This window comes from Wohlfahrtiimonas sp. XWW7, assembly GCF_056716055.1.
Window position 1 is genome coordinate 1,365,448 of the sequence record NZ_CP168032.1, and the last position, 26,309, is coordinate 1,391,756.

Annotated in this window: 24 protein-coding genes and 1 CRISPR repeat array; of the genes, 18 read left to right on the plus strand and 6 right to left on the minus strand. The window is 39.5% G+C overall.

Features of this window, described 5'->3' with window-relative positions:
* Positions 1 to 2: 2 nt before the first annotated feature.
* Complete coding sequence (locus ACA100_RS06570) at positions 3 to 1,175, plus strand: M20 family metallopeptidase (RefSeq protein ID WP_481079114.1); 1,173 nt, start codon at positions 3 to 5, stop codon at positions 1,173 to 1,175.
* Positions 1,176 to 1,241: 66 nt separating this feature from the next.
* Here the strand turns inward: ACA100_RS06570 and ACA100_RS06575 are convergent, their stop codons facing one another.
* Positions 1,242 to 1,727 carry a CopY/TcrY family copper transport repressor gene (locus ACA100_RS06575; RefSeq protein ID WP_481076914.1) on the minus strand — a complete coding sequence of 162 codons (486 nt, stop codon included), beginning with the start codon at positions 1,725 to 1,727 and terminating at the stop codon, positions 1,242 to 1,244.
* A gap of 95 nt (positions 1,728 to 1,822) precedes the next feature.
* Here ACA100_RS06575 and ACA100_RS06580 point away from each other — a divergent pair, with 95 nt between their 5' ends.
* From ACA100_RS06580 to ACA100_RS06605, 6 genes are all read left to right on the plus strand, one after another.
* The gene (locus ACA100_RS06580) at positions 1,823 to 2,560 is read left to right on the plus strand and encodes a GntR family transcriptional regulator (RefSeq protein ID WP_481076915.1); all 738 of its coding nucleotides are present in this window, start codon (positions 1,823 to 1,825) and stop codon (positions 2,558 to 2,560) included.
* Positions 2,561 to 2,712: 152 nt separating this feature from the next.
* Positions 2,713 to 3,534 (plus strand): sulfite exporter TauE/SafE family protein, encoded by an 822-nt coding sequence (locus tag ACA100_RS06585; protein ID WP_481076916.1) that lies wholly within the window; start codon positions 2,713 to 2,715, stop codon positions 3,532 to 3,534.
* A gap of 74 nt (positions 3,535 to 3,608) precedes the next feature.
* Entirely contained in the window at positions 3,609 to 5,555 is a 1,947-nt protein-coding gene (locus tag ACA100_RS06590; RefSeq protein WP_481076917.1) for a TonB-dependent copper receptor, read from the plus strand.
* Positions 5,556 to 5,559: 4 nt separating this feature from the next.
* Positions 5,560 to 6,240 carry an energy transducer TonB gene (locus tag ACA100_RS06595; protein ID WP_481076918.1) on the plus strand — a complete coding sequence of 227 codons (681 nt, stop codon included), beginning with the start codon at positions 5,560 to 5,562 and terminating at the stop codon, positions 6,238 to 6,240.
* Between the two features lie 181 nt (positions 6,241 to 6,421).
* Positions 6,422 to 6,841: a YeeE/YedE family protein gene (locus ACA100_RS06600; RefSeq protein WP_481076919.1), complete on the plus strand. Its 420-nt coding sequence runs from the start codon at positions 6,422 to 6,424 to the stop codon at positions 6,839 to 6,841.
* 10 nt (positions 6,842 to 6,851) lie between these two features.
* Positions 6,852 to 7,256: a DUF6691 family protein gene (locus ACA100_RS06605; RefSeq protein ID WP_481076920.1), complete on the plus strand. Its 405-nt coding sequence runs from the start codon at positions 6,852 to 6,854 to the stop codon at positions 7,254 to 7,256.
* Positions 7,257 to 7,313: 57 nt separating this feature from the next.
* On the opposite strand, the gene ACA100_RS06610 is transcribed toward ACA100_RS06605, so the two are convergent.
* Together ACA100_RS06610 and ACA100_RS06615 are read right to left on the minus strand one after the other, a co-directional pair.
* Positions 7,314 to 8,696, minus strand: coding sequence for an MFS transporter (locus ACA100_RS06610; RefSeq protein ID WP_481076921.1), 1,383 nt, complete (start codon positions 8,694 to 8,696; stop codon positions 7,314 to 7,316).
* Between the two features lie 176 nt (positions 8,697 to 8,872).
* Positions 8,873 to 9,781 (minus strand): LysR family transcriptional regulator, encoded by a 909-nt coding sequence (locus ACA100_RS06615; protein ID WP_481076922.1) that lies wholly within the window; start codon positions 9,779 to 9,781, stop codon positions 8,873 to 8,875.
* Between the two features lie 179 nt (positions 9,782 to 9,960).
* On the opposite strand from ACA100_RS06615, the gene ACA100_RS06620 reads away from it, so the two are divergent.
* The 8 genes from ACA100_RS06620 (at position 9,961) to ACA100_RS06655 (ending at position 17,515) form a co-directional block, all read left to right on the plus strand.
* Complete coding sequence (locus tag ACA100_RS06620; protein ID WP_481076923.1) at positions 9,961 to 11,085, plus strand: 4-oxalomesaconate tautomerase; 1,125 nt, start codon at positions 9,961 to 9,963, stop codon at positions 11,083 to 11,085.
* On the plus strand, positions 11,086 to 12,117 hold the full coding sequence (locus tag ACA100_RS06625; protein WP_481076924.1) for an amidohydrolase family protein: 1,032 nt from the start codon (positions 11,086 to 11,088) through the stop codon (positions 12,115 to 12,117). It abuts the gene before it with no gap.
* Between the two features lie 10 nt (positions 12,118 to 12,127).
* Entirely contained in the window at positions 12,128 to 12,823 is a 696-nt protein-coding gene (gene ligK, locus ACA100_RS06630; RefSeq protein ID WP_481076925.1) for a 4-carboxy-4-hydroxy-2-oxoadipate aldolase/oxaloacetate decarboxylase, read from the plus strand.
* 22 nt (positions 12,824 to 12,845) lie between these two features.
* Positions 12,846 to 13,766: an amidohydrolase family protein gene (locus tag ACA100_RS06635; RefSeq protein ID WP_481076926.1), complete on the plus strand. Its 921-nt coding sequence runs from the start codon at positions 12,846 to 12,848 to the stop codon at positions 13,764 to 13,766.
* 10 nt (positions 13,767 to 13,776) lie between these two features.
* Positions 13,777 to 14,166 carry a protocatechuate 4,5-dioxygenase subunit alpha gene (ligA, locus tag ACA100_RS06640; protein WP_481076927.1) on the plus strand — a complete coding sequence of 130 codons (390 nt, stop codon included), beginning with the start codon at positions 13,777 to 13,779 and terminating at the stop codon, positions 14,164 to 14,166.
* Positions 14,159 to 15,010: a class III extradiol dioxygenase subunit beta gene (locus tag ACA100_RS06645; protein WP_481076928.1), complete on the plus strand. Its 852-nt coding sequence runs from the start codon at positions 14,159 to 14,161 to the stop codon at positions 15,008 to 15,010. Before ligA ends, ACA100_RS06645 begins: the two co-directional genes overlap by 8 nt.
* Positions 15,011 to 15,020: 10 nt before the next feature.
* The gene (locus tag ACA100_RS06650) at positions 15,021 to 15,971 is read left to right on the plus strand and encodes a Gfo/Idh/MocA family oxidoreductase (protein ID WP_481076929.1); all 951 of its coding nucleotides are present in this window, start codon (positions 15,021 to 15,023) and stop codon (positions 15,969 to 15,971) included.
* 86 nt (positions 15,972 to 16,057) lie between these two features.
* Positions 16,058 to 17,515, plus strand: a complete 1,458-nt coding sequence (locus tag ACA100_RS06655) for an aldehyde dehydrogenase family protein (protein ID WP_481076930.1) — start codon at positions 16,058 to 16,060, stop codon at positions 17,513 to 17,515.
* Between the two features lie 142 nt (positions 17,516 to 17,657).
* Here the strand turns inward: ACA100_RS06655 and ACA100_RS06660 are convergent, their stop codons facing one another.
* The 3 genes from ACA100_RS06660 to ACA100_RS06670 are packed head-to-tail and all read right to left on the minus strand — an operon-like array spanning position 17,658 to position 20,051.
* Positions 17,658 to 19,223 carry an FAD-binding oxidoreductase gene (locus ACA100_RS06660; RefSeq protein WP_481076931.1) on the minus strand — a complete coding sequence of 522 codons (1,566 nt, stop codon included), beginning with the start codon at positions 19,221 to 19,223 and terminating at the stop codon, positions 17,658 to 17,660.
* 11 nt (positions 19,224 to 19,234) lie between these two features.
* Positions 19,235 to 19,717, minus strand: coding sequence for a hypothetical protein (locus ACA100_RS06665; protein ID WP_481076932.1), 483 nt, complete (start codon positions 19,715 to 19,717; stop codon positions 19,235 to 19,237).
* A gap of 4 nt (positions 19,718 to 19,721) precedes the next feature.
* Entirely contained in the window at positions 19,722 to 20,051 is a 330-nt protein-coding gene (locus ACA100_RS06670; protein ID WP_481076933.1) for a c-type cytochrome, read from the minus strand.
* A gap of 415 nt (positions 20,052 to 20,466) precedes the next feature.
* A CRISPR array of direct repeats spans positions 20,467 to 20,914; the repeat unit is 28 nt; unit sequence GTTAACTGCCGAATAGGCAGCTTAGAAA.
* Positions 20,915 to 20,976: 62 nt separating this feature from the next.
* Between ACA100_RS06670 and ACA100_RS06675 the strand changes: the two genes are divergently transcribed.
* The 3 genes from ACA100_RS06675 to ACA100_RS06685 all read left to right on the plus strand — a co-directional run bounded on the left by ACA100_RS06675 (position 20,977) and on the right by ACA100_RS06685 (position 26,276).
* A complete protein-coding gene (locus ACA100_RS06675; RefSeq protein ID WP_481076934.1) occupies positions 20,977 to 21,585 on the plus strand; it encodes a hypothetical protein in 609 nt (202 codons plus the stop codon).
* A gap of 191 nt (positions 21,586 to 21,776) precedes the next feature.
* Entirely contained in the window at positions 21,777 to 23,015 is a 1,239-nt protein-coding gene (locus tag ACA100_RS06680) for an exonuclease SbcCD subunit D C-terminal domain-containing protein (protein WP_481076935.1), read from the plus strand.
* Between the two features lie 3 nt (positions 23,016 to 23,018).
* Positions 23,019 to 26,276 (plus strand): AAA family ATPase, encoded by a 3,258-nt coding sequence (locus ACA100_RS06685; RefSeq protein WP_481076936.1) that lies wholly within the window; start codon positions 23,019 to 23,021, stop codon positions 26,274 to 26,276.
* Positions 26,277 to 26,309 lie beyond the last annotated feature (33 nt).

Here is a 26,309-nt window from a genome sequence, read left to right on the forward strand (position 1 = left end):
TGATTAGTCAAAAAATCCAACATGTGATCAAAGCATCAGAAGATGAATTAATCGCAATGCGTAGAGAATTACACGCGAATCCAGAATTGCCTTGGGAAGAGTTTGAAACAACGAAAAGAATCGCGCGTGAGTTGGATAAACTAGGGATTTCATATCGCTTAACTGAACCGACAGGCATTATTGCTGAAATTCAAGGTGGTCAAGCTGGGAAAACTGTTGCGTTGCGCGCAGATATTGATGCGTTGCCAGTACAAGAACTGAACGATATTCCATATAAATCAAAAGTGGAAGGGAAAATGCATGCATGTGGGCATGATACGCACACATCAATGTTACTAACAGCTGCCAAAGCATTAAACAGCGTAAAGGATGAGTTACAGGGCAATGTTCGCTTAATCTTTCAACCTGCGGAAGAGTTGGCGGAAGGTGCGGCATCTATGGTGAAACAAGGCGCGATGGATGGTGTGGATAATGTTTTTGGCATGCATATTTGGTCTGTTTTGCCATCAGGTAAAATTTCCTGTGAAGCTGGGCCTAGAATGGCTGCTGCGGATATTGTAAAAATTCATTTCAAAGGTAAAGGCGGGCATGGTTCATTGCCAAACCAATGTGTGGATGCTGCAGTTGTTGCATCATCATTTGTGATGAATGTACAGGCGGCTGTTGCGCGTGAAACTCATCCGTTAGACGCTGCGGTTGTGAGCATTGGCAAAATGGATGTGGGTACGCGTTTTAATGTTATTGCTGAAAATGCAACATTGGAAGGTACAGTTCGTACATTCACTTTAGAAAATCGTGATCGTATTCGTGCAGCAGTGACGCGCTTTGCAGAACATACAGCAGCAATGTATGGTGCAACTGTCGAAATTGATTATCGCCATGTGACACCGCCAGTATTGAATGAGGTGGAAAGTTCAGCTTTAGCAACGGCGATTGTGAAAGAAGCTTTTGGTGAAGATGCAATCATCTTTGATCGTCCAACAACAGGCGCTGAAGATTTCAGCTACTATATGGAAAAAGCACCAGGTTGCTTTGCATTTGTGGGCTCTGCGAACCCTGAAACAGATAGCGAATGGGCACATCATCATGGTCGATTCAATGTGGATGAGGCAACTTTGAAACAAGGTGCTGAGCTATATGCACAGTATGCTTATAACTATTTGAATCAAAATTAATATTCTTTGGGTATTAACATGGAAAACCGCCAAAATATGGCGGTTTTTTTTGTAGGGCTGAATGAATTAGCCTGAACAACAGTTTGTCGGCGTTGCCACGAATTTACGCTCTTCACGTTTGCAGTTGCAGTTTTTACAAGTGCAAGTGCCTGGTGGGCAATCACAGATCACTTCTTCCACTGCAAAAGGCTTTTTGGCTTCTAAAGCATTTTGAATGGCTTCGATGTCCTCAAATGATAATACGCGATTTTCGATCATCTCTACAATGCGTTTGCCCACTTTACGAGAACAGAGATGGCCAGTTGCTTCAACATGTTGTCGATTTCTATCTTCTTCGGCGATTGTTGGAAAGTAGACATTATAACGCCCACGTTTTCTGATCCCCACGACTCCTTTTCGCACTAAGCGTGATAACATCGCTTGAATGGTATTCGGTTGCCAATCAGCGGAGTCGCTTAAAATTGTAATGATCTCTTGACTCGTTGCTTGGTTTTGAGACCATAATACTTGCATGAGCGTGAATTCTGCTTGTGATATTTTATTGGATGCCATATTTTCCCTTTAAATTAATTGAATTATGAACCCATTCGCTAATTATAGACTAATTTACGAATTGAAAGGGGCTTCTATTTTCTTGAGTATTGCTTATGACTATAAAATCTTTTACGACAATTTTGACTTCAGACAATTATTCGTTACCGATGTACCAAAAAATTAAAGAGCATATTTTGGAAAAAATTGGCAAAGGTGATTGGAAGCCTAATCAAAAATTACCTTCTGAAAATGAGATTGCGGCGATCTTAAACATCAGCAGAATGACAGTGAATCGTGCTTTTAAAGAGTTGACAGAAGAAGGTTATCTATTCAGGGAAAAAGGCGCAGGAACATTTGTTGCAACGCCATTTCAGATGGTGCCATTTTTTGAATTGATTCCCATTTCACAAGAAATTGCAGCAGAAGGTTATCGTTTTTCATCAAAAATTATTGGTATTAAAAAAATCGATGATATTAATGATATTGCAGAATTTATGGGTAAAAACTGTAAAAATTCCGTATTTTATAGTGAAATTATCTATTTTAATGAAAATTCTCCTGTGCAATATGAAACGCGTTATGTGTGTGAATCTTTTGCGCCTTTATATTTAGCAGAATCATTTCAAAAGGATTGTACAACAGCGTATTTACAAAAGCTGTCGCCCACTTTGTCACAAAAGCATACTTTAGAAGCTGTGATTCCTGATGAGCATATTCGTCATTTATTGGATATCGGCAACAATGAAGCTTGCTTTAAAGTGGTTGAGCGATTGCAGATACAAAATAAAATTGTCAGTTATGCAGTGCAGTATTACCCAGCTTCACGCTATAAATTTCATAGCAAGATTTAAAGCATATACATTAAAAAAATTTAAAGTCAATAGAGTGCGGAGCGGAGAAAAATCTTTCATCAAAGCACTTTATTATTATTTTTATTGGCGCTAGACTATATACATAATTTCAAACTTGTATATACAGGTTGTAAAATGAGAAAGGGAGTCTTATGATTGATATAGCTTTGCTTACAGCAGTGTTTGTTGTGGGTTTTAATGGTTCTTTGCATTGTTTTGGTATGTGTGGGCCTGTTGTAGGCATTTTGGGCATGAATACAGAGGCGAAAAGTAATGGCAGAAAAATAGGGGCTGCGCTCTGTTATAACCTCGGTAGAATCACTACTTATATGTTGCTTGGTGTGGTTGCGATGTTATTAAGCGTTGCCATGAAGGATCTTAAGCCATTACAAGTTGTGATTCGTTACTTTGCCGGAATTGTGATGTTATTTGTGGCATTACAGTTGATTGGTTTCCCACAATTTTTGGCATTCATTGAAAAGCCAATGAGTAAACTTTCTCGTCCTATTTCAAAATTAACACGTAAGTTCTTCCCGATTAAATCATTTTTTGGGGCTTATGTTGCGGGTTTAGCATGGGGATTATTACCATGCGGTATGGTTTACATGGCATTTGCAATGAGTTTAGGGGCTGAAAATGCAATGACAGCGCCATTAGTGATGTTATTTTTCGGGTTAGGTACATTACCAATGATGTTGACGTTAAGCATTTCTGGCAACTTTTTTGGTGGCTTTTTCTCTTCTAAAAATGCGCGAAGAGTCGCAGGTGGCATCGTATTATTAATGACGTTATTCTACATGGGTTCTATGTTAATGAAAGATTTAGGTGGCGGCATGAACCACGGTAGTCATGGCGCGATGGATCACTCACAAATGTCAGCACCATCGATGGATCATTCTAAGATGGATATGCCTGCAACAGATAATAAGCCAATGAATGATTCGCAAGTGGATCATAGCAAAATGCAGCATTAATGAGATACAAAGCATGGGAGCGTTGATCAGCGCTCCCGTGTTCAAACATCGCTGATCAAAACCAAGGAGAGATTATGAAACAAAAAGCGCTATTTTTAGCGGTTTTAGGGATTCTTATGCCTAAAATTTATGCTCAAGAGACAGAAGCAGTGGAAACATTGGATGATATTCAGGTCATCGCGAAGATATCTAATCAGCCCAATGTACAAACCATTAATCCGAAAGAGGCGATTCAGCCTGTACCTGCACAAGATGGCGCTGAATTATTAAAGTTAATTCCCAACTTAAGCATTGCGAGAAAAGGTGGCGGTGGTGGTGAACCCATTTTCCGTGGATTGGGTGGATCTCGTTTAAGAATTTTAAGCAATGATCATCAGATTTTAGGCGGTTGCGGCGGCAGAATGGACCCACCAACTGCTTATATTTACCCTGAATCTTATGATGAAGTCATTTTTATCAAAGGTCCGCAATCTGTACAATACGGCCCAGGCAATATTGCTGGTGTTGCACGTTTTGTACGAAATGATCTAAGATTTGATGAATTCACCACAAAGTTTAGCGGTTCATTATTGGGTGGATCATATGATCGTTTAGAATCCTACGCAGATGCAATCATTGGTAATCAATGGGGTTGGGTTCATGTTAATGGCACTTACAATAAATCCAATGATTATAAAGATGGCGCAGGTGACAAGCTTCATTCTGAATACAAAAGATCTAGCCAAACGATTGAGTTGGGTTTAACGCCCACAGAAAATACGTTGATCGAGCTAGGTTATGATCGTAGCCGAGGACATACTGCCTATGCGGATCGTATGATGGATGGCACAAAATTTGATCGTGATAGTTGGCGCTTTAAAGTGAAGCAAGAAAACATTACTGCATGGTTATCTAAAGTACAGTTTGAGTATAGCCACAATAAGATTGATCATGTGATGGATAACTTCACATATCGCGCGACACCGAAAATGTTTGCATTGAGTAATCCTGCGCGAACAACACAAACGGCTAAATTATTTGCAGAATTATCATTAGGTAATACTGAAACCGTTGTGGGAATGGATTGGTTTGCAGATCGTCATAAGTTACGCAAGACATTGAATTATAAAAATACACCATATCAATTGAATCAGAAATTTAAAAATATCGGTGTTTTTGTTGAAACCTCTTGGTACATGAATGATGATCAGAAATTAGTATTGGGTTATCGCCATGATCGTAATGATGCAAAATATAATCCAAATTTCGGTAAAGGTAAGAATTTGGATGGCAGTTTTCTATCTCAGCGATATAACTTAGATTCTGCATTCATCCGTTATGAACATATAGTGAATGATTGGTTATTCCATGTGGGTTATGGCATGGCACAACGCGCACCTGATTTCTGGGAAAGAAGCAGAGCCGATGGCGAAAAAGTGAAAAAAGAGACGAATCACGAGATTGATTTTGGTTTCTTATTTAACAGGGATAATTTGACGGTTGCCACAACAGTATTTGCAAGCCAAATGAAAGATTACATTTTAATTGATCAAGGCAGAGCGCGTAATATTAATGCGGATCGTTATGGTGCAGAAGCACAAGTGCAATGGAACATTACACCCAATTGGAGTTTAAGTAGTAGCATTGCTTATACCTATGGCAAAAATAAGACTGATCGTAGACCATTGGCGCAAATTGCACCATTAGAATGGAACACGAGCATTAATTGGAGCAATGATGAATTCAGTGCGGGTGCTGTTTGGCGAGTGGTGGATTCTCAGAATCGTTATGCTGTCGGGCAAGGTAATATCTTTGGTGCAGATGTGGGTAAAGGCGCTGGTTTTGGCGTATTGTCCCTCAATGGCTCATGGAAAATTAAAAATGAGTTAACTTTGATGGCAGGTGTCGATAATGTTTTAGATAAAAACTACTCTGAATTTATCAGTCGCTCAGCATTTGATATTTACCCTTATGAAACCAATAAATTCAAAGTCAATGAACCAGGTCGACGTTTTTGGGTTCGTTTGAATGTGAATTTCTAAGGTTATGTTTAAAATCTCTAATATTGTGCTGTTTGTGATCGTTGCATTGGGCCATTGTGGCATTCTCTATATTGTTTTGAGTTCCCCCGAAAAACAGTATGAACAAAATTTAGCGATTGCAGGCACAATATTAGAGATGACTGTTTTAAATGTGATGCAATCCGCACCACTTGAAGAAAAAGTTACGGAACCAAAAGAAGCAACGCCTAAAATATTAACGGTAGACAAAAGTGATGTAGAGATTGAATCTCCTATAGAAATGCCGAAGGAAAAAGTCGTTCAAAAGCCTGTTAACTCCAAAATAGTGCCGAAAAAGAATATTATTAAGCAAAATACCAATAAAAATACTGCGCAAATTCAGCCTAAGAAAGCAGGGCAAGACATACGATCACAAGCCTTTGTCGCGCCAACACATAAAGGTAAAACTCTTGGCAATCGTAAGCCCAAATATCCTGAATTATCCATTCGTCGAAAAGAGGAAGGACAAGTGACATTAATGGCTAGAGTTTTGGCTTCGGGCAAAGCTGAGTATGTTAAAGTGCATAAAAGCAGTGGTTATCCAAGGTTGGATAATGCAGCTCAAAAATCAGCACAAAATTATAGATATAAACCTGCTGAAAAAAATGGACAAAAAGTCAGTTACGATTACTTTTTTACGGTGACTTTTAGTATTGAAAATATGTAAATGTTTAGATCATAAAATGATGACTGGATATATATTTTAAATTTAAGTTACTAAAAGTAACTGTTTGATGGAAATTCCGCTATAATACCCACATTCATTTTTAGCATTTGAATACATTCAACTGTTTTTCAAGATAATCCCCGTAGGGCATTGACCTTACATCATATTAATTGAGGAAAATATGACATCGTTTTTTTCATTGCCAGCATTATTGGGCGGTTTACTTATTGGTTTAGCAGCCATGATCTATTTTTTGTTTCTCGGCAGAGTGATGGGCGTAAGCGGAATCTTAAGCACAACATTGAGTAAACATGGTTTTACTTTGTGGCGTGCTTTATTCATCATCGGTATTTTAATATCACCTTGGGTTTATAGCTTATTCGCACAAGTGCCTGTCGCTGAATTAACGAATAATAACGTGTTATTAATCATTGGTGGATTATTAGTGGGCTTAGGCGCAGGGTTAAGCTCAGGTTGTACAAGTGGACATTCCATTTGTGGCATCGCGCGATTATCACCAAGTTCTGTTGTGGTCACAATGATTTTTATGGTTGCAGGCGGTGTTTCTGTCTTCATTGTTAAACATTTATTGGGATTATAAGGAGTACGAAATGTACGCATTCATATCATTAGTTGCAGGAATTTTATTTGGTTTAGGATTAATTTTATCGGGTATGGCAAATCCTGCCGTTGTTCAAGGTTTTTTAGATCCCTTTGGCAGTTGGAATCCTGCATTAATTTGGGTAATGGTTGGCGCTTTGGTGATGAGCTTTATCGCTGTCACAATTTTGAAAAAGCGTGGCACAACATTATTGGGTGAAAGTCATCATCTGCCCACAAATACGCCGATGAACAAGCGCTTAATCATAGGCGGGTTGATCTTTGGTGCAGGTTGGGGATTAGTGGGCATTTGCCCAGCACCTGCTTTAGTTTTAGTGGGGCAAGGCATACCTGATGGTATTGTATTTGCCATTGCAATGGTGATGGGTTTATTGTTGCCAAGATGTTTTCGTTAAGAGAATAAAAAAGCATATGAAGCGATTCATATGCTTTTTTGCGCAATATCATTTCAATTAAGCATTACAAGTTTCTTCATTATTTTCATGAGTTGCACTTTTCTTATTGGCGAAATATTTAAAATAGATGACCAATAATGTGCAAGTGGAAATCACTGCGGGCACCGCTAATACAAGGAAGATTTGTTGTAAATCCATGTCTCTTTTGATGAGCTCTGCAACTAAGTAAGAGCCTGCGATTCCACCAAAACGACCAATGCCAAGCATCCATGAAACACCTGTGCTTCTACCTGCTGTTGGATAAAAACTTGCCGCAAAGGATGGTAATGAAGATTGTGCTGTATTCATCACAATGCCCGAGATAATTGTAATCAATACTAAAGCCGCTGTGCCCATATTCACAGAGTAGCCGATCGCACCAACGGTGATGAAAGTTAAGGCAAAGAATGTTGCGATCAAAATACTGGGATTATAGCGATCCATCAACCAACCATTGGCAATCGCACCTAAACCACCTAAAGCAAATAAACCAGTCACAACAGCAGCTAATGATCCACTAATATTAGCGGCAGTGAATAGTGTTGGCATCCAGTTGGAAACGCCGTAGAAGATGATTAAGCCCATAAAATAAGTCATCCATAACATGACAGAGCCAACAACGTAATGCTTAGAGAGAATGACTTTAATGCCTTCCGATTTGCTTTCGTTGGTGACATTGATATTTTCGGATAAGTAGAAACTTGTGTAATCTTTAGCAGATGCAGAAATGCGTGATAATGTTGCTTTGATCTTCTCTTGAGATAAACCCTTATTGATGGAGTAACGCGCGGATTCAGGCACAAAAAATAGTAAGAAAAGCGCTAAAATGACAGGCACAATGCCACCTAACAATAAAACTGATTGCCAACCAAACTCAGGAATGATCCAAGCTGCTAGGAATCCTCCAGATGCGGCGCCTACAGGAAAGCCACAAAACATGGTGTTCACTAAAAAGAATTTACGTTTTGTTGGACAATATTCACTGAGTAATGTGACGGCATTTGGCATTGCAGCACCCAATCCAACGCCTGTAATGAAACGTAATATTTCTAAGTGTAATAAGTTTTGGCTATAAGCTGAAATGAATGTTCCAATCCCAAAAACAAGCACAGAAATGACCAGCATAATCTTACGGCCGAGTTTATCAGCGAGTGGCCCAAAGCCAATAGCACCAATGGCAATGCCGAATAATCCTGCGCTCATGGCTGTGGCTAGATCAGGTTTTTGTATTCCCCATTCTTGAATTAAGCTAGGTGCAATATAACCAATGGCGACAGTATCGTAACCATCGAGCAGTGCCACTAAAAAGCAAACTGCAAAGATCATCCATTGAAACTTGGAGAATTTATTGTTGTCTATAAATTCTTGAAAATCCTGATCGGATCTTGGGTGCGGCGCCATCTTTAACCTCCATAATATTATTACAATAATCATTTAACGCTGGGTGATGTCACTCTTGTAGTCTTTTTGTAGATTTTTGAGTGGTGAATTCATTATGCATGAATAATCCATGAGTCAAATGTTTAAAGCCATCTATTAGATATGTCTAAATGGTATATCGCTACAAACACAGGTATTTAATCATTGAAGTATTCTGCAATTAAAGTGTGGATGATTTGTAGCATTGTTGTTTGTGTTTTTGTGATCATGCGTTTATTAGAAGTGGCTAGATATAATCGGCTCTCTAATGATGGTACACAGATGGCTTGTATCTTATTGCGATCATCTTCACTTAAAGTATTTAGGATTTTATGTGACAACAAACCGCAGCCTAATCCTTCGACAATTAACTCGATGATGGTGTTGATGCTATTCATCTCTAAAATCACATTCGGTTTTAAGCCTGATTTAGTCATTTCCACTTCAATAAGCTTTCTAAATGTATTAGGGTAGGATGGCAATATTAATGGTAAACCTGCAATATCCTGTAATTTGAGCTCTTTTTTATCATTAAATTGATACTCTTTAGGAGCGATGAGATAAAGGTTCTCTTTGGCTAATACTTGTAATTCAAGTTCTTGAGAGCGACTTGTATTGTACAGTAAGCCCATATCCAATCGTCCTGTAATGATGCGATCTTCAATGGCAGAAGTCATCGCTTCTGTGATGATTAAACGCGCTTCAGGCATGGCTGAATGGAATTTTTTTGTTAACGCAACGGATAGCATTCTCGCTAAAGTTGGTGGAATGCCAATGGAAATATGGCCTGATAAATTGCCTTGCACTAACTCTTCATAAACATGACCGACAAGCGTTAGTATCTCTCGGCTATACTGCAACAGTATATGCCCTGAATCTGTTAAAGAGACACCACGTCCATTACGAATCAGCAAGCTTTTGCCTAAAGTTGTCTCTAACTTTCTGATTTGTCTACTCAAAATTGGCTGGGCAACATCCAAGTGATTCGCAGCTTGTGTGAAGCTTCCAAACTCAGCAACATGAATAAAATAGCGCAGTTGTTTTAAATCAATCGGTAAGTTGTTCATAGCAATTCCTAATCAATACATAATGGATACATATAGCATACAAGGTCAATTAAATGAGTTATGCATTTTTGTACTAACTCATAGAACTTATATCACATTTATTCCCCTATTCAATTTTAATAAGATGAGGATCAGTAATATTTAACCATTTCAATATCCAGTAGGATCGAGAGGTCTATATGTCCGAAAAAATAGCTGTTCCAGTGAGTTTGGTTCGTGGCGGAACATCTAAAGGTCTATTCGTTGATGTCAAAGAATTGCCAGAAGATATTCAGTTACGGGATAAATATCTACTGGCATTGATGGGATCACCAGATCCAAGACAAATTGATGGCTTGGGTGGCGCACATTCTTTAACGAGTAAAGTGGGGATCATTTCAAAGTCCACTGATGGTAAAAGTGAATTAACATTTTTATTTGCACAATTACAACCGAAAAGTGATGTGGTGGATACAGAGCCTAATTGCGGCAATATGCTCGCTGCTGTTGTGCCATTTGCCATTGAAAATGGTTTAATCTCAGCGAAAGGTGAAACGACAACCGTTCGTGTGTTGACGCAAAATACGGGCATGTTGAGCGATATCACAGTGGAAACGCCCAATGGTGAAGTTCGTTACGATGGCACAGCAAGTATTGATGGTGTGCCAGGCACAGCATCGCCCATTTACATCAAGTTTTTAGACATTGCTGGCGCAATGTGCGGAACATTGCTCCCAACAGGTTCGGCAAAAGATACATTCACATTATCCAATGGCCAGCAAATAGAAGTAACTTGCATTGATAACGGCATGCCGATGGTATTGATGAATGCGAAAGATTTTGGTGTCACAGGTTATGAGTCAGTTGCTGAATATAATGAAAATAGTGCATTGAAAGCTGAAATTAACCAATTACGCTTAGATGCTGCCATAAAAATGGGTTTAGGCGATGTGAGCCAAAAAAATTATCCAAAAATGTGTTTATTGGCACCTGCAATCAATGGTGGCGCGATCCATACACGCTGTTATATCCCGCATGTTTGCCATGAGGCAATTGGCGTGTTAGCAGCGGTAACGGTGGCAACGGCTTGTGTTTATCCTGAAAGTATTGTTTATCCATTAACAACACAGCCAAATAAAGATCAAGATTTAGTGTTATCCATTGAGCATCCCACAGGGGAATTCAGCGTTTCTTTGGATGTTGAAAATGAAAATGGCGTTGCAACAGTGAAAGGTGCATCGTTATTAAGAACGGCAAGAGTATTGATGAAAGGTGAAGCTTATATCTCACCCAACAAAATCAGCGAAATTATAGAGGAGAAATAAATGAGTTTAATCATCGATTGTCATGGTCACTATACAACAGCACCAACAGCTTTGGCTGAATGGCGTGAACAGCAAATCGCATCCATTAAAGATCCATCATTGAAGCCAAGAGTGGAAGATTTAGTGATCACAGACGAAGATATCCGCGAAACGATCGAAGGTAATCAACTGCGTTTAATGAAAGAGCGCGGCATTGATATGACGATCTTCTCACCGCGCGCAAGCTTCATGGCGCATCACATTGGTGATTTTGAAATCTCTTCCACGTGGGCAGCGATCTGTAACGAACTGTGCTACCGAGTTTCTCAATTGTATCCTGATAATTTTGCGCCAGCGGCAATGTTGCCACAATCGCCAGGTGTTCCCATTGAAACATGTATTCCAGAATTGGAAAAATGTGTGAATGAATATGACATCGTTGCGGTGAATTTAAACCCAGATCCATCGGGCGGACATTGGACCTCGCCACCTTTAACAGATAAATATTGGTATCCAATTTATGAAAAATTAGTGGAGCACCAATTACCAGCAATGGTTCATGTGAGTACAAGTTGTAATGCATGTTTCCACACAACGGGCGCACACTATATCAATGGTGATACAACTGCATTCATGCAATTGATCGAAGGAGATTTATTCAAAGATTTCCCAGAATTAAAATTAATCATTCCTCATGGCGGTGGCGCTGCACCTTATCATTGGGGGCGTTATAGAGGATTGGCACAAGCATTGAAAAAGCCTGAATTGGCAGATCATTTAATGAATAACGTATTCTTTGATACTTGTGTTTATCATCAGGATGGCATTGATCTGTTATTAAAAGTTGTGGAAAACAAAAATATTCTATTTGCATCTGAAATGATTGGTGCAGTGCGCGGAGTGGATCCATTAACGGGCCATAATTTTGATGATACTAAGCGTTATATCGAAGCCGCATCTTTAAATGCCGCTGATAAGCATGCAGTGTATGAAGGTAATGTGCGTAAAGTATTCCCACGTTTAGATAAAAGATTAAAAGCGAAGCAAGCATAAGGAGTTTCTCATGAGTCAAAGATTAAATAATTTGGGTGTTGTGCATACTGATATCACTCGTGCAGATGCTGCTGTGGTTGCTGAGTTATCCAAATATGGTGTGGCAACCATTCACGAAGCAATGGGCAGAGTGGGTTTGATGCAACATTACATGCGCCCAGTTTATAACGGTGCAAAAATGTGTGGCACAGCAGTCACAGTATTATTACAACCAGGCGATAACTGGATGATGCATGTAGCAGCAGAGCAGATCAAGCCAGGCGATGTTGTGGTTGCGGCATGTACAACAGAATCTGTCGATGGCTTCTTTGGTGATCTATTGGCAACATCATTCAAGGCACAAGGTGCAAAAGGCTTGATCATTGATGGTGGTGTGCGTGATGTGGCTGATCTAGAAGAGATGCAATTTCCTGTATTCAGTAAAGCAATCTGTGCAAAAGGTACAGTGAAGGCAACATTGGGTTCTGTAAATATTCCTGTTGTGTGTGCAGGTGCTCATGTGAATCCAGGGGATGTGGTGATTGCAGATGTGGATGGTATTGTGGTTGTACCGAAAGAAGTCGCTGCACAAGTGGCAGAATTAGCAAAACAGCGTGAAGAGAATGAAGGTAACAAACGCCAGCAGTTTGCAGATGGTGTTTTGGGATTGGACTTATACAAAATGCGCGAAGGCTTGGAAAAAGCTGGTCTTAAATATCTACCTTAATCAAAATTCTTCAGGAGTTGTTATGTTTGAAATGACACCAGGCTGGTTACCATTTTATCCGAATCCATCTAAACCAAAATTTGTGATGCCAAAAGGCGCAGTGGATGCCCATTGCCATGTATTTGGGCCACACAATCAATTTCCGTATGCGCCAGAACGCAAATATACGCCGTGTGATGCATCAAAAGATCAGTTATTTGCATTGCGTGATTTACTCGGTTTTGAGCGCAATGTGATCGTTCAAGCCACTTGTCATGGTGCGGATAATAGTGCATTGGTGGATGCATTAGAATCTGCCCATGGCTTGGCGCGCGGCGTTGCAACTGTGAGATCAACGATTACAGATGAAGCATTACAAAAAATGCATGATGCAGGTGTTCGTGGCGTGCGTTTCAACTTTGTGAAGCGCTTGGTGGATGAAACGCCTGAAGATGAATTATTGAAAGTTGTTGAGAAAATAAAGCCATTTGGCTGGCATGTTGTGATCTACTTTGAGGCAGAAGATTTACCTCGTTTATGGGATTTCTTCACTAATATTGATACAACGGTTGTTGTGGATCATATGGGGCGACCAGATGTGACAAAATCCGCAGAAGGTGAAGAGTTTGCACTCTTCGTCAAATTGATGGCGGAAAACCCTAATTTCTGGTGTAAAGTTTCGTGTCCTGAGCGTTTAAGTCAAACAGGGCCAAAAGCATTGGATGGTGAACAACACGCTTATCAAGATGTTGTTCCTTTCGCAAAGAAGATTGTGGCGCAATTTCCTGATAGAGTATTGTTCGGAACGGACTGGCCACATCCAAATCTTAAAGATCATATGCCAGATGATGGTTTATTGGTGGATTACATTCCACAGATCGCGCCGACAGCGGAACTGCAAGAGAAATTGTTGGTGAATAATCCAATGCGTTTGTATTGGCCAGAAACGTTATCGTCTAAGTAAGGAGGAGACAATGGACAAACCGTACAAAGATATACCTGGAACCATCATTTTTGATGCGGAACAATCTCGTAAAGGTTATCACATTAATCAATTTTGTATGTCGCTGATGAAAGCTGACAATCGTGAACGATTCAAAGCAGATGAGCGTGCATATTTGGATGAATGGCCAATGACAGAAGCTCAAAAAGAAGCATTATTGGCGCGTGATTTGAATCGCTGTTTAGAATTGGGTGGCAATATTTATTTCCTCGCTAAATTAGGCGGCGTGGATGGTAAATCCTTCCAGCAATTAGCAGGTAGCATGACAGGTATGACGGAAGCAGAATACCGTGAAATGATGGTAAAAGGCGGAAGATCACCTGAAGGTAATCGTTATGTGGGAGAGAAAAAAGATGGCTAAGATTACAGCTAGTGTTTATACATCACATATTCCAGCAGTGGGGAATGCGATTGATAATAAATTAACGCAAGATGCTTATTGGAAGCCAGTGTTTGATGGTTATGAATTCTCGAAAGATTGGATCAAAGAGAATATGCCTGATGTCGTTTTCCTTGTGTATAACGATCATGCTAATGCATTTAGCTTAAGTTTGATTCCTACATTTGCATTAGGTACTGCGGGTCAATTTGAAATTGCTGACGAAGGTTGGGGCAAGCGCCCTGTGCCAACAGTTGAAGGTCATCCTGAATTGGCTTATCACATTGGCACATCATTGATTCATAATGGCTTTGATATGACAATAGCTAATGAATTGCCAGTGGATCACGGTTTGACTGTGCCAATGTCATTAATGTTTGGTGATGACATTGAAAAATGGCCATGCAAAATCATCCCGCTACATGTGAATGTCGTGCAATACCCAACGCCATCGGGCGAGCGCTGCTTTGCATTAGGTAAAGCAATTCGTGAAGCTGTAGAATCCTTTGATGAAGATTTGAATGTACAAATCTGGGGCACAGGCGGCATGAGCCATCAGTTGCAAGGTCCACGTGCAGGTTTGATCAATAAAGAATGGGACAATCAATTCTTAGATGATTTAATTGAAAATCCAGAAGCATTAGCAAAAGTACCGCATGTAGAATATGTGCGTGAAGCGGGTTCTGAAGGCATTGAGTTGATCATGTGGTTGATTGCGCGCGGTGCGATGAATTTGGAGAAAACACCAGAGGTTACACACCGTTTTTATCATGTGCCTGCATCGAATACAGCAGTTGGGCATCTAATTTTAGAAGAAAACTCATAGGAGGTTTTAGGTGAGTCAAGTAAGAATTGCATTAGTGGGCACAGGCGCATTTGGTATTAAACATTTGGATGCATTGAAGAACATTGATGATGCACAAGTTGTTTGTTTGGTCAGTAATGATCTAGATAATGTGAAATCTGTGGCAGAAAAATATGGCGTTGCACGTTATACAACAGATATGGCAGAGATGTTGGCAATGGATGAGGTGGATGCCGTAATTTTATGCACACCAACACAAATGCATGCAGCACAATCATTGCAATGTTTAAAAGCAGGTAAGCACGTGGAAGTTGAAATTCCATTGGCAGATAACTGGAAAGATGCAGATGAGGTTTTAGCTGCACAAAAAGCTTCGGGTTTGGTGGCAATGGTTGGTCATACTCGTCGATTTAACCCAAGCCATCAATGGATTAAGAAGAGAATTGATGCAGGTGAATTGAATATTCAACAGATGGATGTACAAACATACTTCTTTAGACGTAAAAATATCAACGCATTAGGTCAGCCTCGCTCTTGGACAGATCATTTGTTATGGCATCACGCTGCACATACAGTGGATTTATTCCAATATCAAACAGGTTCAAAAGTTGTCAAAGCTAATGCAATTCAAGGGCCAATCCATCCTGAGTTAGGCATTGCGATGGATATGTCCATTCAATTACAAGCTGACAATGGGGCGATTTGTACATTATCTTTGTCATTCAATAATGATGGCCCACTTGGCACATTCTTCCGCTATATTTGTGATAACGGCACTTATATCGCAAGATACGATGATCTTGTGAATGGTAAAGAAGAAGTGATTGATGTGACAAATGTCGATGTTTCCATGAATGGCATTGAATTACAGGATCGTGAATTCATTGCGGCAATTAAAGAAGGCAGAGAAGCACGTTCAAGTGTTGCTAACGTGATTGATTGCTACAAAGTATTGGCTGATTTGGAACAACAATTAGCGTAGAAAAATATGATATAAAAGGCCAATGGTGATTCATCATTGGCTTTATTTCAATATGAACACCAAAGCTTAACTGGAGGAAAGCAAAGATGAAATATACAGGATTTGACTTACAATTCATCAACGGTGATTGGGTAAAAGGTTCAGCAGAAGGGGAAATCAAAGTCAGTAACCCTTTTAATCAAGAAACTATTCTATCTGTCTCTACAGCTTCAAAAAAAGATGTCGATGTGGCTTATACAGGCGCAGAAAAGGCACAACAGAGCTGGGGGAAATTATTACCTCAAGAGCGCGCAGCAGTTTTGAAAAAACTGATCCAAGTGATGGATGCTCGCTATGGTGAATTGCACGAATGGCTTGTGAATGAAGCAGGCAGCACAGCATTAAAAGCACACATTGAATTGGGCAGTGCTAAAAATATTATTGAAGAATCCATCTCCCTGATTGGTCGAGCAACGGGTTCTATCATGCCATCTTCAATTGCAGGGCAGGAGAGCCGCGCATATCGTTTACCGCTTGGCGTTGTGACGGTGATTAGCCCTTGGAACTTTCCCTTCCATTTAAGTATGCGTTCTGTTGCACCTGCAATTGCTTTAGGTAATAGCGTTCTATTAAAGCCTTCAAGTGATACGCCTGTAACAGGTGGTTTATTGTTGGGGAAATTGTTTGAAGAAGCAGGCTTGCCAAAGGGCGTATTGAGCGTTGTAGTGGGTAAAGGTGCTGAAATTGGTGATTATGTTGTGACACATGCAGCGACATCATTTGTATCATTCACAGGTTCAACGCCAGTTGGTCATCGCATTGGGCAATTGGCGATGGGTAATCCAATTAAACGTGTTGCGTTGGAATTGGGTGGCAATGCGCCAATCGTTGTATTGAAAGATGCAGATGTGGATGAAGCGGTGAAAGCAACGGTATTTGGTCGTTTCTTGCACCAAGGACAAATCTGTATGAGCACAAACCGCGCGATTGTGGATGCATCTATTTATGATGAATATGTAGAAAAATTATTGGCACATGTGAAAACATTGAAAGTGGGCAATCCTGCGGAAATGGAAACAGCCATTGGTCCATTAATTAATGAAAAACAAGTGAACGAAGTGAAAGAGAAAATTGCTTTGGCTGAAAAGCAAGGCGCAACCGTTGCTTATGCAGGTGGGATTAATGGTAATTTGGTTGGCCCACATGTATTCATCAATGTTGATCCTAATTCTTCAATTGCAAAAGAAGAGAGCTTTGCACCATTGTTACCTGTAATTAAAGCGAAAGATGAAGATGATGCTGCATATTTGGCGAACTTGAGCGAATTTGGTTTATCTAGCGCAATTTTCACAAAAGATTTAGAGCGTGGCGTAGAATTCGCACAGCGCATTCGCGTAGGAATGACGCACATTAATGATATCTCTGTGGATGATCAAACGAATGCACCATTTGGTGGCGAGAAAAACTCAGGCTTGGGCCGCTTCAATGGCGAATGGGTATTGAATGAGTTCACGCGCATGCAGTGGATTACGGTTCAGAAAACGCCAAGACCCTATCCGTTTTAATAATAATTAATTTGGAATTGAATGAAACCACCTGATCAGGTGGTTTTTTTGATCTTGTAATTATCACCAAGCATCAAAATTGTTATTTAAAAAAATCCCGCTAATACTAGGCAATTAGCAGGATTTTGATAGTTTTTAACTTTTAAAAGTTATTTGTGAGATCAATGCCACATTTGCCTGGGGCAAGGATGTTATTTGGATCGAGCGCACGTTTGATCGCGTGTTCCACTTGGCGTTTAACAGGGCCGTAAATCTGTGCAACGCGCTCTTGGAAGTGCGTATTCACACGATAAACAGCATAACCTTCTTTCTCGAACTCATCCAAAAGCTCATTAAAGCAAGCATCTGCACGTTTTGTTTCTTCAGGATCAGCGCGGTTATATAAAACATCGATTACGTGGTGCATATCTCGCCAACCCACAATGAACTCGCCCACATAATCCAAACCATGTTTATTCAAAATACGTTTTGCCATAGATTTTTGCTTATCACATTCGGAGCCTTTTGCTTGGCTCACAGGCGCAAACCACATAGAACCACCGCCACCGCGCCAGTTATATAAACCAAACTCTTGTAAGTTTGGCACGCCAGACATCAATTCAGCACGATATTTAAATGGCTGAGTATCGCCAGCTTCTTCTTTGGTGATTAATTTGCCTTTGCCTAATTTTTCAACGGCAGCTTTGACAATGTTCCAGTTCACATCCACTTGTTCTTGTGTGCCATATAAGGCAGCATAAACGTTCCAAGCGCCGAGATTTTTATCTTTTTGGATCTGTTTTAAGATCTCATCAGATGTTGAACCTGGTTCCATTGTGTATTCATGGCGGCGCGTATCACATGTTGCAGCTTCCCATAGGATATTGGCAATCACAACTGAGTTTGGAATGATCTGAGCAATGCGCAGTGGACGAATCATTTCCACGATTTCAGAAATATCGCTCTCTTCAGGGAATTGAATCTCAAATGGTTTATAAACAGGTGGTTTTGGCATCAACCAAAAACCCATTTTAGTACAAATACCGTAGTTGGATTGTGTGAACATGCCATCTAATGTTGGGCCATAACCCCATTTGAATACTTGCCATGCTTTATCACCTGGAACGCTGCCCATGCCTGTGCGCAAAACTTCACCATTGGCTAAAACTATCTCCATGCCGCATTGCATCATAAAATGTTCGCCGTATGGCGTATAACCAACGCCACGATCCATTGTATTGCCTAAAGGCCCTGCGATTGCAGAAGGCGCGGAGAATGATAGCATCAATGGAATATTGTTCTCTTGAAGATAATCATATAACTGCTGATAAGTTACGCCAGGTTCGACTAAAGCTGTACATAAATCAGGATCAACATGGATAATTTTATTCATTTTCTTCAAATCTAAAATGATTTGTCCACGCTCAACTGGCGCAGCAGAACCATAACCGAAGTTACGGCCTGTAGAAATTGTCCAAATTGGAATTTTGAACTCATTACAGATTTTAACGATGGCTTGAATCTGTTCCACTGTTGTTGCTGTCACAACTGCTGAAGGTGTATGTTCTGCATTATCAACAGACATCATGATTTTTGTGTAAGGTAAGATGTGCTCTCTACTCAATAGCACATTATCATTGCCTAAAAGTTGCTGTAATTGCTCTACAGCACTTGTGAAATCTGTTTGTGTTACGCCTTTTGGTAACACCATATTTTTAGCTTCTTTCATTGTTTTCCCCATTAGCTTTCAATTAAAAATGAAACGTAATGTTTTTTGAATGCGATCTGTTCTTTTGTTGCAGGATTTATGGCGTTACTCACTAATCCTAAACCCAATTGTGCTGCTGATTCATTGGAATGAATCACGTGATCTTTTTGCCATAAAACACGCGCATTGGCAGAGCGTGCAAAATCCATGATTAATACGGCACTTGCATCATCCACGAGGCCAAAAATTCGTTGTCCTTTAGTTTTCAAAAGGTTTTGATATTTTTCTAAAAAAGGCAGGGAAGTTGCGCTATGCAATGATGATTGAATGGCGATGGATTGAACGGTATTAGCACCTTTATAAAAAGCATTTCCAACATCATCATTCGCCACGATCAAATGAATAGGATTATTAGCAATGTTCGATGAAGCCCACAATGGTGAAACTAAGTTCAAGGCGCTAGCGGAACCTAAAGCAACAATGCCTTTTAATACATTTCGACGAGCTGTATTCATGGCATTAATCCTTTTTTTGTGCGGTTGTGACAGGATTAGCAGGTAAATTCTCAATATATTTAGCTGTTTCTAATAGCGTTGCATCATCCACGTGCGACATTGGAAATGCAGGCATTGCTTGGAAGCCGCTGCGTGCCATGGTGATGATGAATGTTGCAGGTAGTTTTCGACCTTTAAAATCAGGGCCAATGCCAGCTTCATGGCAACGACCACAAATATTTTTATAGGTTTGTTCTCCTTTGGGGAATGATTGCTCTTCACTGTGGGCGGCACTCAATATTAGGCTGCTTGCCAAAACACTGACAAGAGCGGCACGAGATGAAATAGTTAACATTGGGTATTTCCTTTTAGAATCAACCATGAATATGCCAATTTGTCATTTCATGGGCATTAATTTATCAGCGCTAATTGTCATAACTGAACAGTTGTTTTTGGCGGGTTCATCATGATGATTATGGCCGATCTCTCCTCTTTCTCCTGCATTCTAAAGCCATTGTGTAGCCTGAATGTAAGTTTTATTATGCAATAAAATCGTGAATAAGCTATTACGAAAATGCACTAGCTGATATTTAGATTCATTACACTATTTAGTTATAGTCAACTTTTGAAGGAAATGACCCAAAGTTTTTTAGGTTAATAATAAAATATTATAAATCAAATGGTTATATTGTTATTGAAAATTATTGGTATTTTATTGGTTTTTACCTGTAACATGTGGTTTTCTAATGAGTTTACGCGTAAAATCTACTGTTAACTGCCGAATAGGCAGCTTAGAAAACACTCAGGACAGAGATTAACTTGATCAACATGTTAACTGCCGAATAGGCAGCTTAGAAAGTAATTTCTGCTGTATTATTTATTTACATGCTGTTAACTGCCGAATAGGCAGCTTAGAAATTTTGGCAAATACACTGTAAATTTGGCCGTCGGTTAACTGCCGAATAGGCAGCTTAGAAAACGAAAACCCTGAATTGTTAGGCGGTGAATAAGTTAACTGCCGAATAGGCAGCTTAGAAATCAAGATTCGTACACTTTGAATGGCTTAAGCAGTTAACTGCCGAATAGGCAGCTTAGAAAAGCAGCAACCCAAGATATAACAGGGATAACACGTTAACTGCCGAATAGGCAGCTTAGAAAAAAATTTGAATGGCAAACTCAGCAGTAAGTTTGTTAACTGCCGAATAGGCAGCTTAGAAATCACAAGATTCGGAGATATTGTTTATACGATATAATCATATTTATTTACTAAAGAATTAATAATGAATAAAGACGAATGTATTTCGAAGTTTGTGGCTTCTTTAATTATTGTTTTTCCATTTATGGCAATGTTTGCTTTTTTAGTGAAATTATTCACTATTGAAACTTTTATAGAGATATCCAAAAATCACGGATCTTTAGTTGCTGGCCTAATAGCATTTGGTGCCGCACTTATTGCCTTTTACTCTCAAAAACAATCAACGAAAAAACAGATAGATGCACAGATTAAATTAGAATCAGAAAAATTGAGAGTTGCTAAAATAGAGGAGTTGTATAGTGTTGCCGAGGGTCTTAGGCTTAAAGTTGTTTTGATGCGACCACACATGATTAAAGATACTGTTATAGATATTGATTTGTTAACTCATGATCTTAGTAAGGCAATAATGATATGCAGGCTATATATGATTGTAGATAATGAATTTTTTAATGACTATAAAACTAGCGTTCAAACTCATTTGTTAGTATGGAAAGATTTTGCAGATAAAGTTTTGTCTGGGCAAGCACATACAAAAGAAGAGATGGAAAATTTTAGAGAAAGCAGCTCAAGATTTTTTAATAGCACAGACCAGCTTCTTGGGTATTTAATGGCATTAAAAAGGGCTGATATTTAATTTTTAGTACTCACAAATTAGGGAAGTTTTTTTGAGGGGATTATAGTGGGCCAAATTGTACTCTCTCATTGAATACAATTAATAAAATTGATGAGTTGGTATAGTTTGTTATTTAAAGTGGTTTTTATTCATTTTTTAAAAATTATTATCAATGTTAATATCCCAACCATAATGAATCATTGGATAATGGCATGAGAATATTACACACAGCGGATTGGCATTTGGGCAGGGCGCTTTATGGCAAAAAGCGCTACGCAGAATTTGAAGCTTTTTTGAATTGGCTGGTGGATGCTATTACCGAGCATGCTGTGGATGTATTATTAATTGCAGGCGATGTGTTTGATACAAGCACGCCAAGTAACCGTGCGCAATCTTTGTATTATGAATTCTTGCATCGTGTGGCAAAAGGCACTTGTCGCCATATTGTGATTATTGGTGGCAATCACGATTCACCATCATTTTTAAATGCGCCCAAAGCACTATTGCATGCGCTGAATGTTCATGTGGTGGGTGCAATGCCCGATGATCTAAGCGACGAAGTGATCACGCTTTATCACAATGATCAGCCTGAAGCCATCATTTGTGCTGTGCCATATTTACGGGATAAAGATATCCGTTTATTGGAAGCAGGCGAAAATATTGACGATAAAAATGCAAAGTTAATTGAAGGCATTCGTAATCATTATTTCGATGTTTGTGCGATCGCAGAAACACAGCAGAAAGAATATGAAAAAGCTGGTTTTAAGGATATTCCTATGATTGGCATGGGGCATTTATTTACGGCAGGCGCACAAACTGTGGATGGTGATGGCGTGCGTGAATTATATGTGGGCACATTGGCGCATGTTGGGCGAGATCTCTTTCCTGCTTCACTGGATTATCTTGCGCTTGGGCATTTGCATGTACCACAAAAAGTGGGCGGTGCTGAACATATTCGTTATTCAGGCTCGCCAATTCCGATGGGCTATGGCGAAATTAATCAGAACAAACAAGTTTTGCTCGTGGATTTTATCGGACGATCTTTAACAGTAACACCATTATTTGTGCCAAGATTTCAGCAACTCGTGAAAATCACAGGTGATGTGAAAAACATTCAGCAAAAGATCGAGCAGTTAAAGGCAGAAGAAAGCAATGCTTGGCTCGAAATTGAATACACAGGCACGGAGATTGTGAGCAATTTGCGTGATCTATTGGATGAAGCATTGAATAATAGTGAGCTTGAAGTATTACGCATTAAAAATCGCAGATTAATGGAGCGCGTGATCCACAGCGAAATGGATGAAGAAACATTGGATGATTTGAATCCTGATGATGTTTTTGCACGCTGTTTAACGGCATTTGATGTGGATGAAAGCGAACAATCAGAGCTGATTTCAGCTTACAATGAGATCATTCAAGAGTTACAAGACAATGATAAAAACGCGGAGTAAAGTATGAGAATTTTGGAATTACGTTTTAAAAATTTGAACTCTTTACAAGGTGAATGGAATATTGATTTCAGTGATCCTGAATATGTGAATAATGGAATTTTTGCCTTAACTGGGCCAACGGGCGCAGGTAAATCTACGATTTTGGATGCGATTTGTCTTGCTTTGTATGGTGAAACGCCGCGCCTAGGTAAAATCACAAAAAGTGATAATGAGATTATGTCCCGCCATACAGGCGAGTGTTATGCGGAGGTTGTGTTTCAATCCCAAGCAGGGATTTATCGTTGCCATTGGGAACAGCGCAAAGCTCGAAAATCACCAGATGGTGCACTGCAAGATCAAACCCATGAGATTGCTGAAATTACGGATTTGTCTAAGTTTGATGAATCCAAAATAATCGAAAGCAAAAAAAGCCGAGTTGTGGCGGTGATCGAAGAAAAAACGGGCATGGATTTTAAGCGCTTCAATCGATCTATGTTATTGGCTCAAGGCAGTTTTGATAGCTTTTTAAAAGCGGATGTTGGGCATAAATCTGAGATTCTAGAACAGATCACAGGCACAGAGATTTATTCGGAAATTTCAGTACAAGTGCATAAGCGCAAAACTGATGAACAAAAGCAATTGGATATTTTGCAAGCGGAAGTTCGTGGCATTCAGTTGTTAACGGATGATGAAATTACAGATATAAAATCTACAATCATCACGCAAAAATCGACAAATCAAGCGTTAAAAGCGACTTTAGATCAAACGCGCATCGCTGTGGATTGGTTAAATTTAATTGAAAAATTAACAACTGATTTAACCAATATAGAAGCTGAAAAAATCGAGCTAACAAAAGTCATTACTGAATTTCAGCCTAAAAAACAGCAATTGGAAATGGCGAATCTTGCCATGCAATTGGAGGGTGAATACGCGAAATTAACCGCTGTGCGTGATGGATTATCACAAGCTCAAAAGGATTTAGTTAAGCACAATGAGCAATTGCCATTAGCTAAAAATGCGTTAGAAGGTGCTCAGAAGGCTTTAGATGATGCAATGGCGCAACATCAATCAGGGAAAGAGCAGTACAAAGCGCAAACGGTGATTTGGCAGCAAGTTCGTACTTTGGATTATGCTTTGGCCGAGAAAAGAAAGATTGCAGAAGCATTAACTCAACAATGTACTGCGATTGAATCTTCAATGGCAGAATATCAGCAAAAGTTAAAAATTCAGCAAGCGCAATATCAAAAAAGCGAAACAGAGTTAGCGAAAGCAGAGCAATATTTGGTTGAACATAAAGCAGATGAATGGTTGGTGAATCATTTTTTTGCGGTGAAAAACCAATTGGCACAATTGCAATGCCAAGCTGTAGCGATCGAAAGCCAAAAGAAATCTAATGATTCAGATAATGATAAGTTGCAGGCAATCGCCAGTAATATTGAGACAAAAACAACAGAGTTAGGAAAAATTGAGCAAGATAAAACTCAAATTAATACAGAATTAACCTTGGTGCAATCAACTCAGCAAAGCTTATTGGCAGGCAGAACTTTGCTTGATTATCGCAATGAAAAGGAAGGGTTATTACGAGAACAAGCATTGCTGAATCGTATTGCTTCGTTGGAGGAAGAGCGTAAGCGTTTGAAGGATGGAGAAGCTTGCCCATTGTGCGGTTCGCTCGATCATCCTTATGCGAAAGGGCAAATGCCAGAGCAAGATGAAATTGAAGCACAATTGGTGATTCTGGTACAGCGCATTGATCAATTGGAAATCCAAGAAAGATTATGTCATCAGCTCGATAAAAAACTCACGGCGATTGATCTACAAATCACATTAAAAACCTCTGAATTAACGCAATTAAAAGAAAAACAGGCTGAATTGATTGAAAATCAGCAGAAAAATAGTGATTCATTAAATACTTTAGAGAAGCAATATGATGATCTGAATCGAGAGATTTATTCATCGTTGCAGCCATTGAATATCGTGAAATCTATGGCGCATGATGAATTGCTAGATCATTTAAATGGGCGATTGAACCAGTGGCAAGCTGAGGTTAACAATGCAAAAAACATTCAGGATTCTTTGAATACAATAAAGTATGAAATTCAGCAATTATCGAATCATTTACAGCATAAAGAAGATGATTTAAGTCATAAAAAGGCAGAGTTAACTAAAATTCAAACTGAATTAGATGCGAAAAAATCAGAGCGTATTGCATTATTTGGTGAGCAAATTGTGGAAACAGTAGAAGAACAATTAACGATACAGCTGCAATCATTGGAAGCTCAAGCAATCAAAGCGAAAGAAGCACAACAACAATCACAACAAACATTGCGATTAACAGAGCAGAGCATTCAGCAATTAACTACATCTATTGTGAAAATAGATGCTGAGTTACAAACTTTGAATACTGTGTTTATGGAAAGTTTAAATCAGCATGAGTTTATGGATGAAGCGGCATTTTTAGAAGCGCGATTGCCGAATGATATACGCGAGGAATTAATACTTAAAGCCAAAGATTTAACGCAGAAAGAGATGGATTTAGCTGCACGAGAAAAAGATCGAAAATCGCAATTGGTCATTGAGCAGAAAAAGACTATTACAACTGAGCCTTTAGATATTTTATCCACTCAATTAATCGTACAGGAACAGAGTTGGATAGAACAGCAAGAACAATTGGCTCAGCTAGAATATCAATTGAGTGAGAATGATCAAGCACTTGGCAGAATTGCGGAGAAGAAAGAAGCGATTGATGCGCAGCGATTAGAATGCCAACGATGGGATAAATTGCATGGTTTGATTGGTTCATCTGATGGTAAAAAGTATCGCAACTTTGCACAAGGTTTAACCTTTGAATTAATGGTGAATCACGCCAATCGTCAATTGGAGAAAATGACGGATCGTTATCTATTGATGCGCGATAAAGCTGAGCCTTTAAAGTTAAACGTGATGGATAATTACCAAGCAGGCGAAGAGCGATCCACTAAAAATTTATCAGGCGGAGAAAGCTTCATCATTAGTTTGGCGCTGGCATTGGGTTTATCGAAAATGGCGAGCCGAAAAGTGCGTGTGGATTCACTGTTTTTGGATGAAGGCTTTGGTACATTGGATGAAGAAGCGTTGGATACAGCGCTTGCAGTCTTATCCAATTTGCATGGCGAAGGGAAATTGATTGGCGTCATTTCCCATGTTTCGGCATTGAAAGAGCGAATCCAAACACAGATTCGGATTAAACCAATGAGCGGTGGACGAAGTGAGATTATTGGCACGGGTTGTGAGAAATTGTAAATACGTTATGTAATATATTATACTGCGATCATT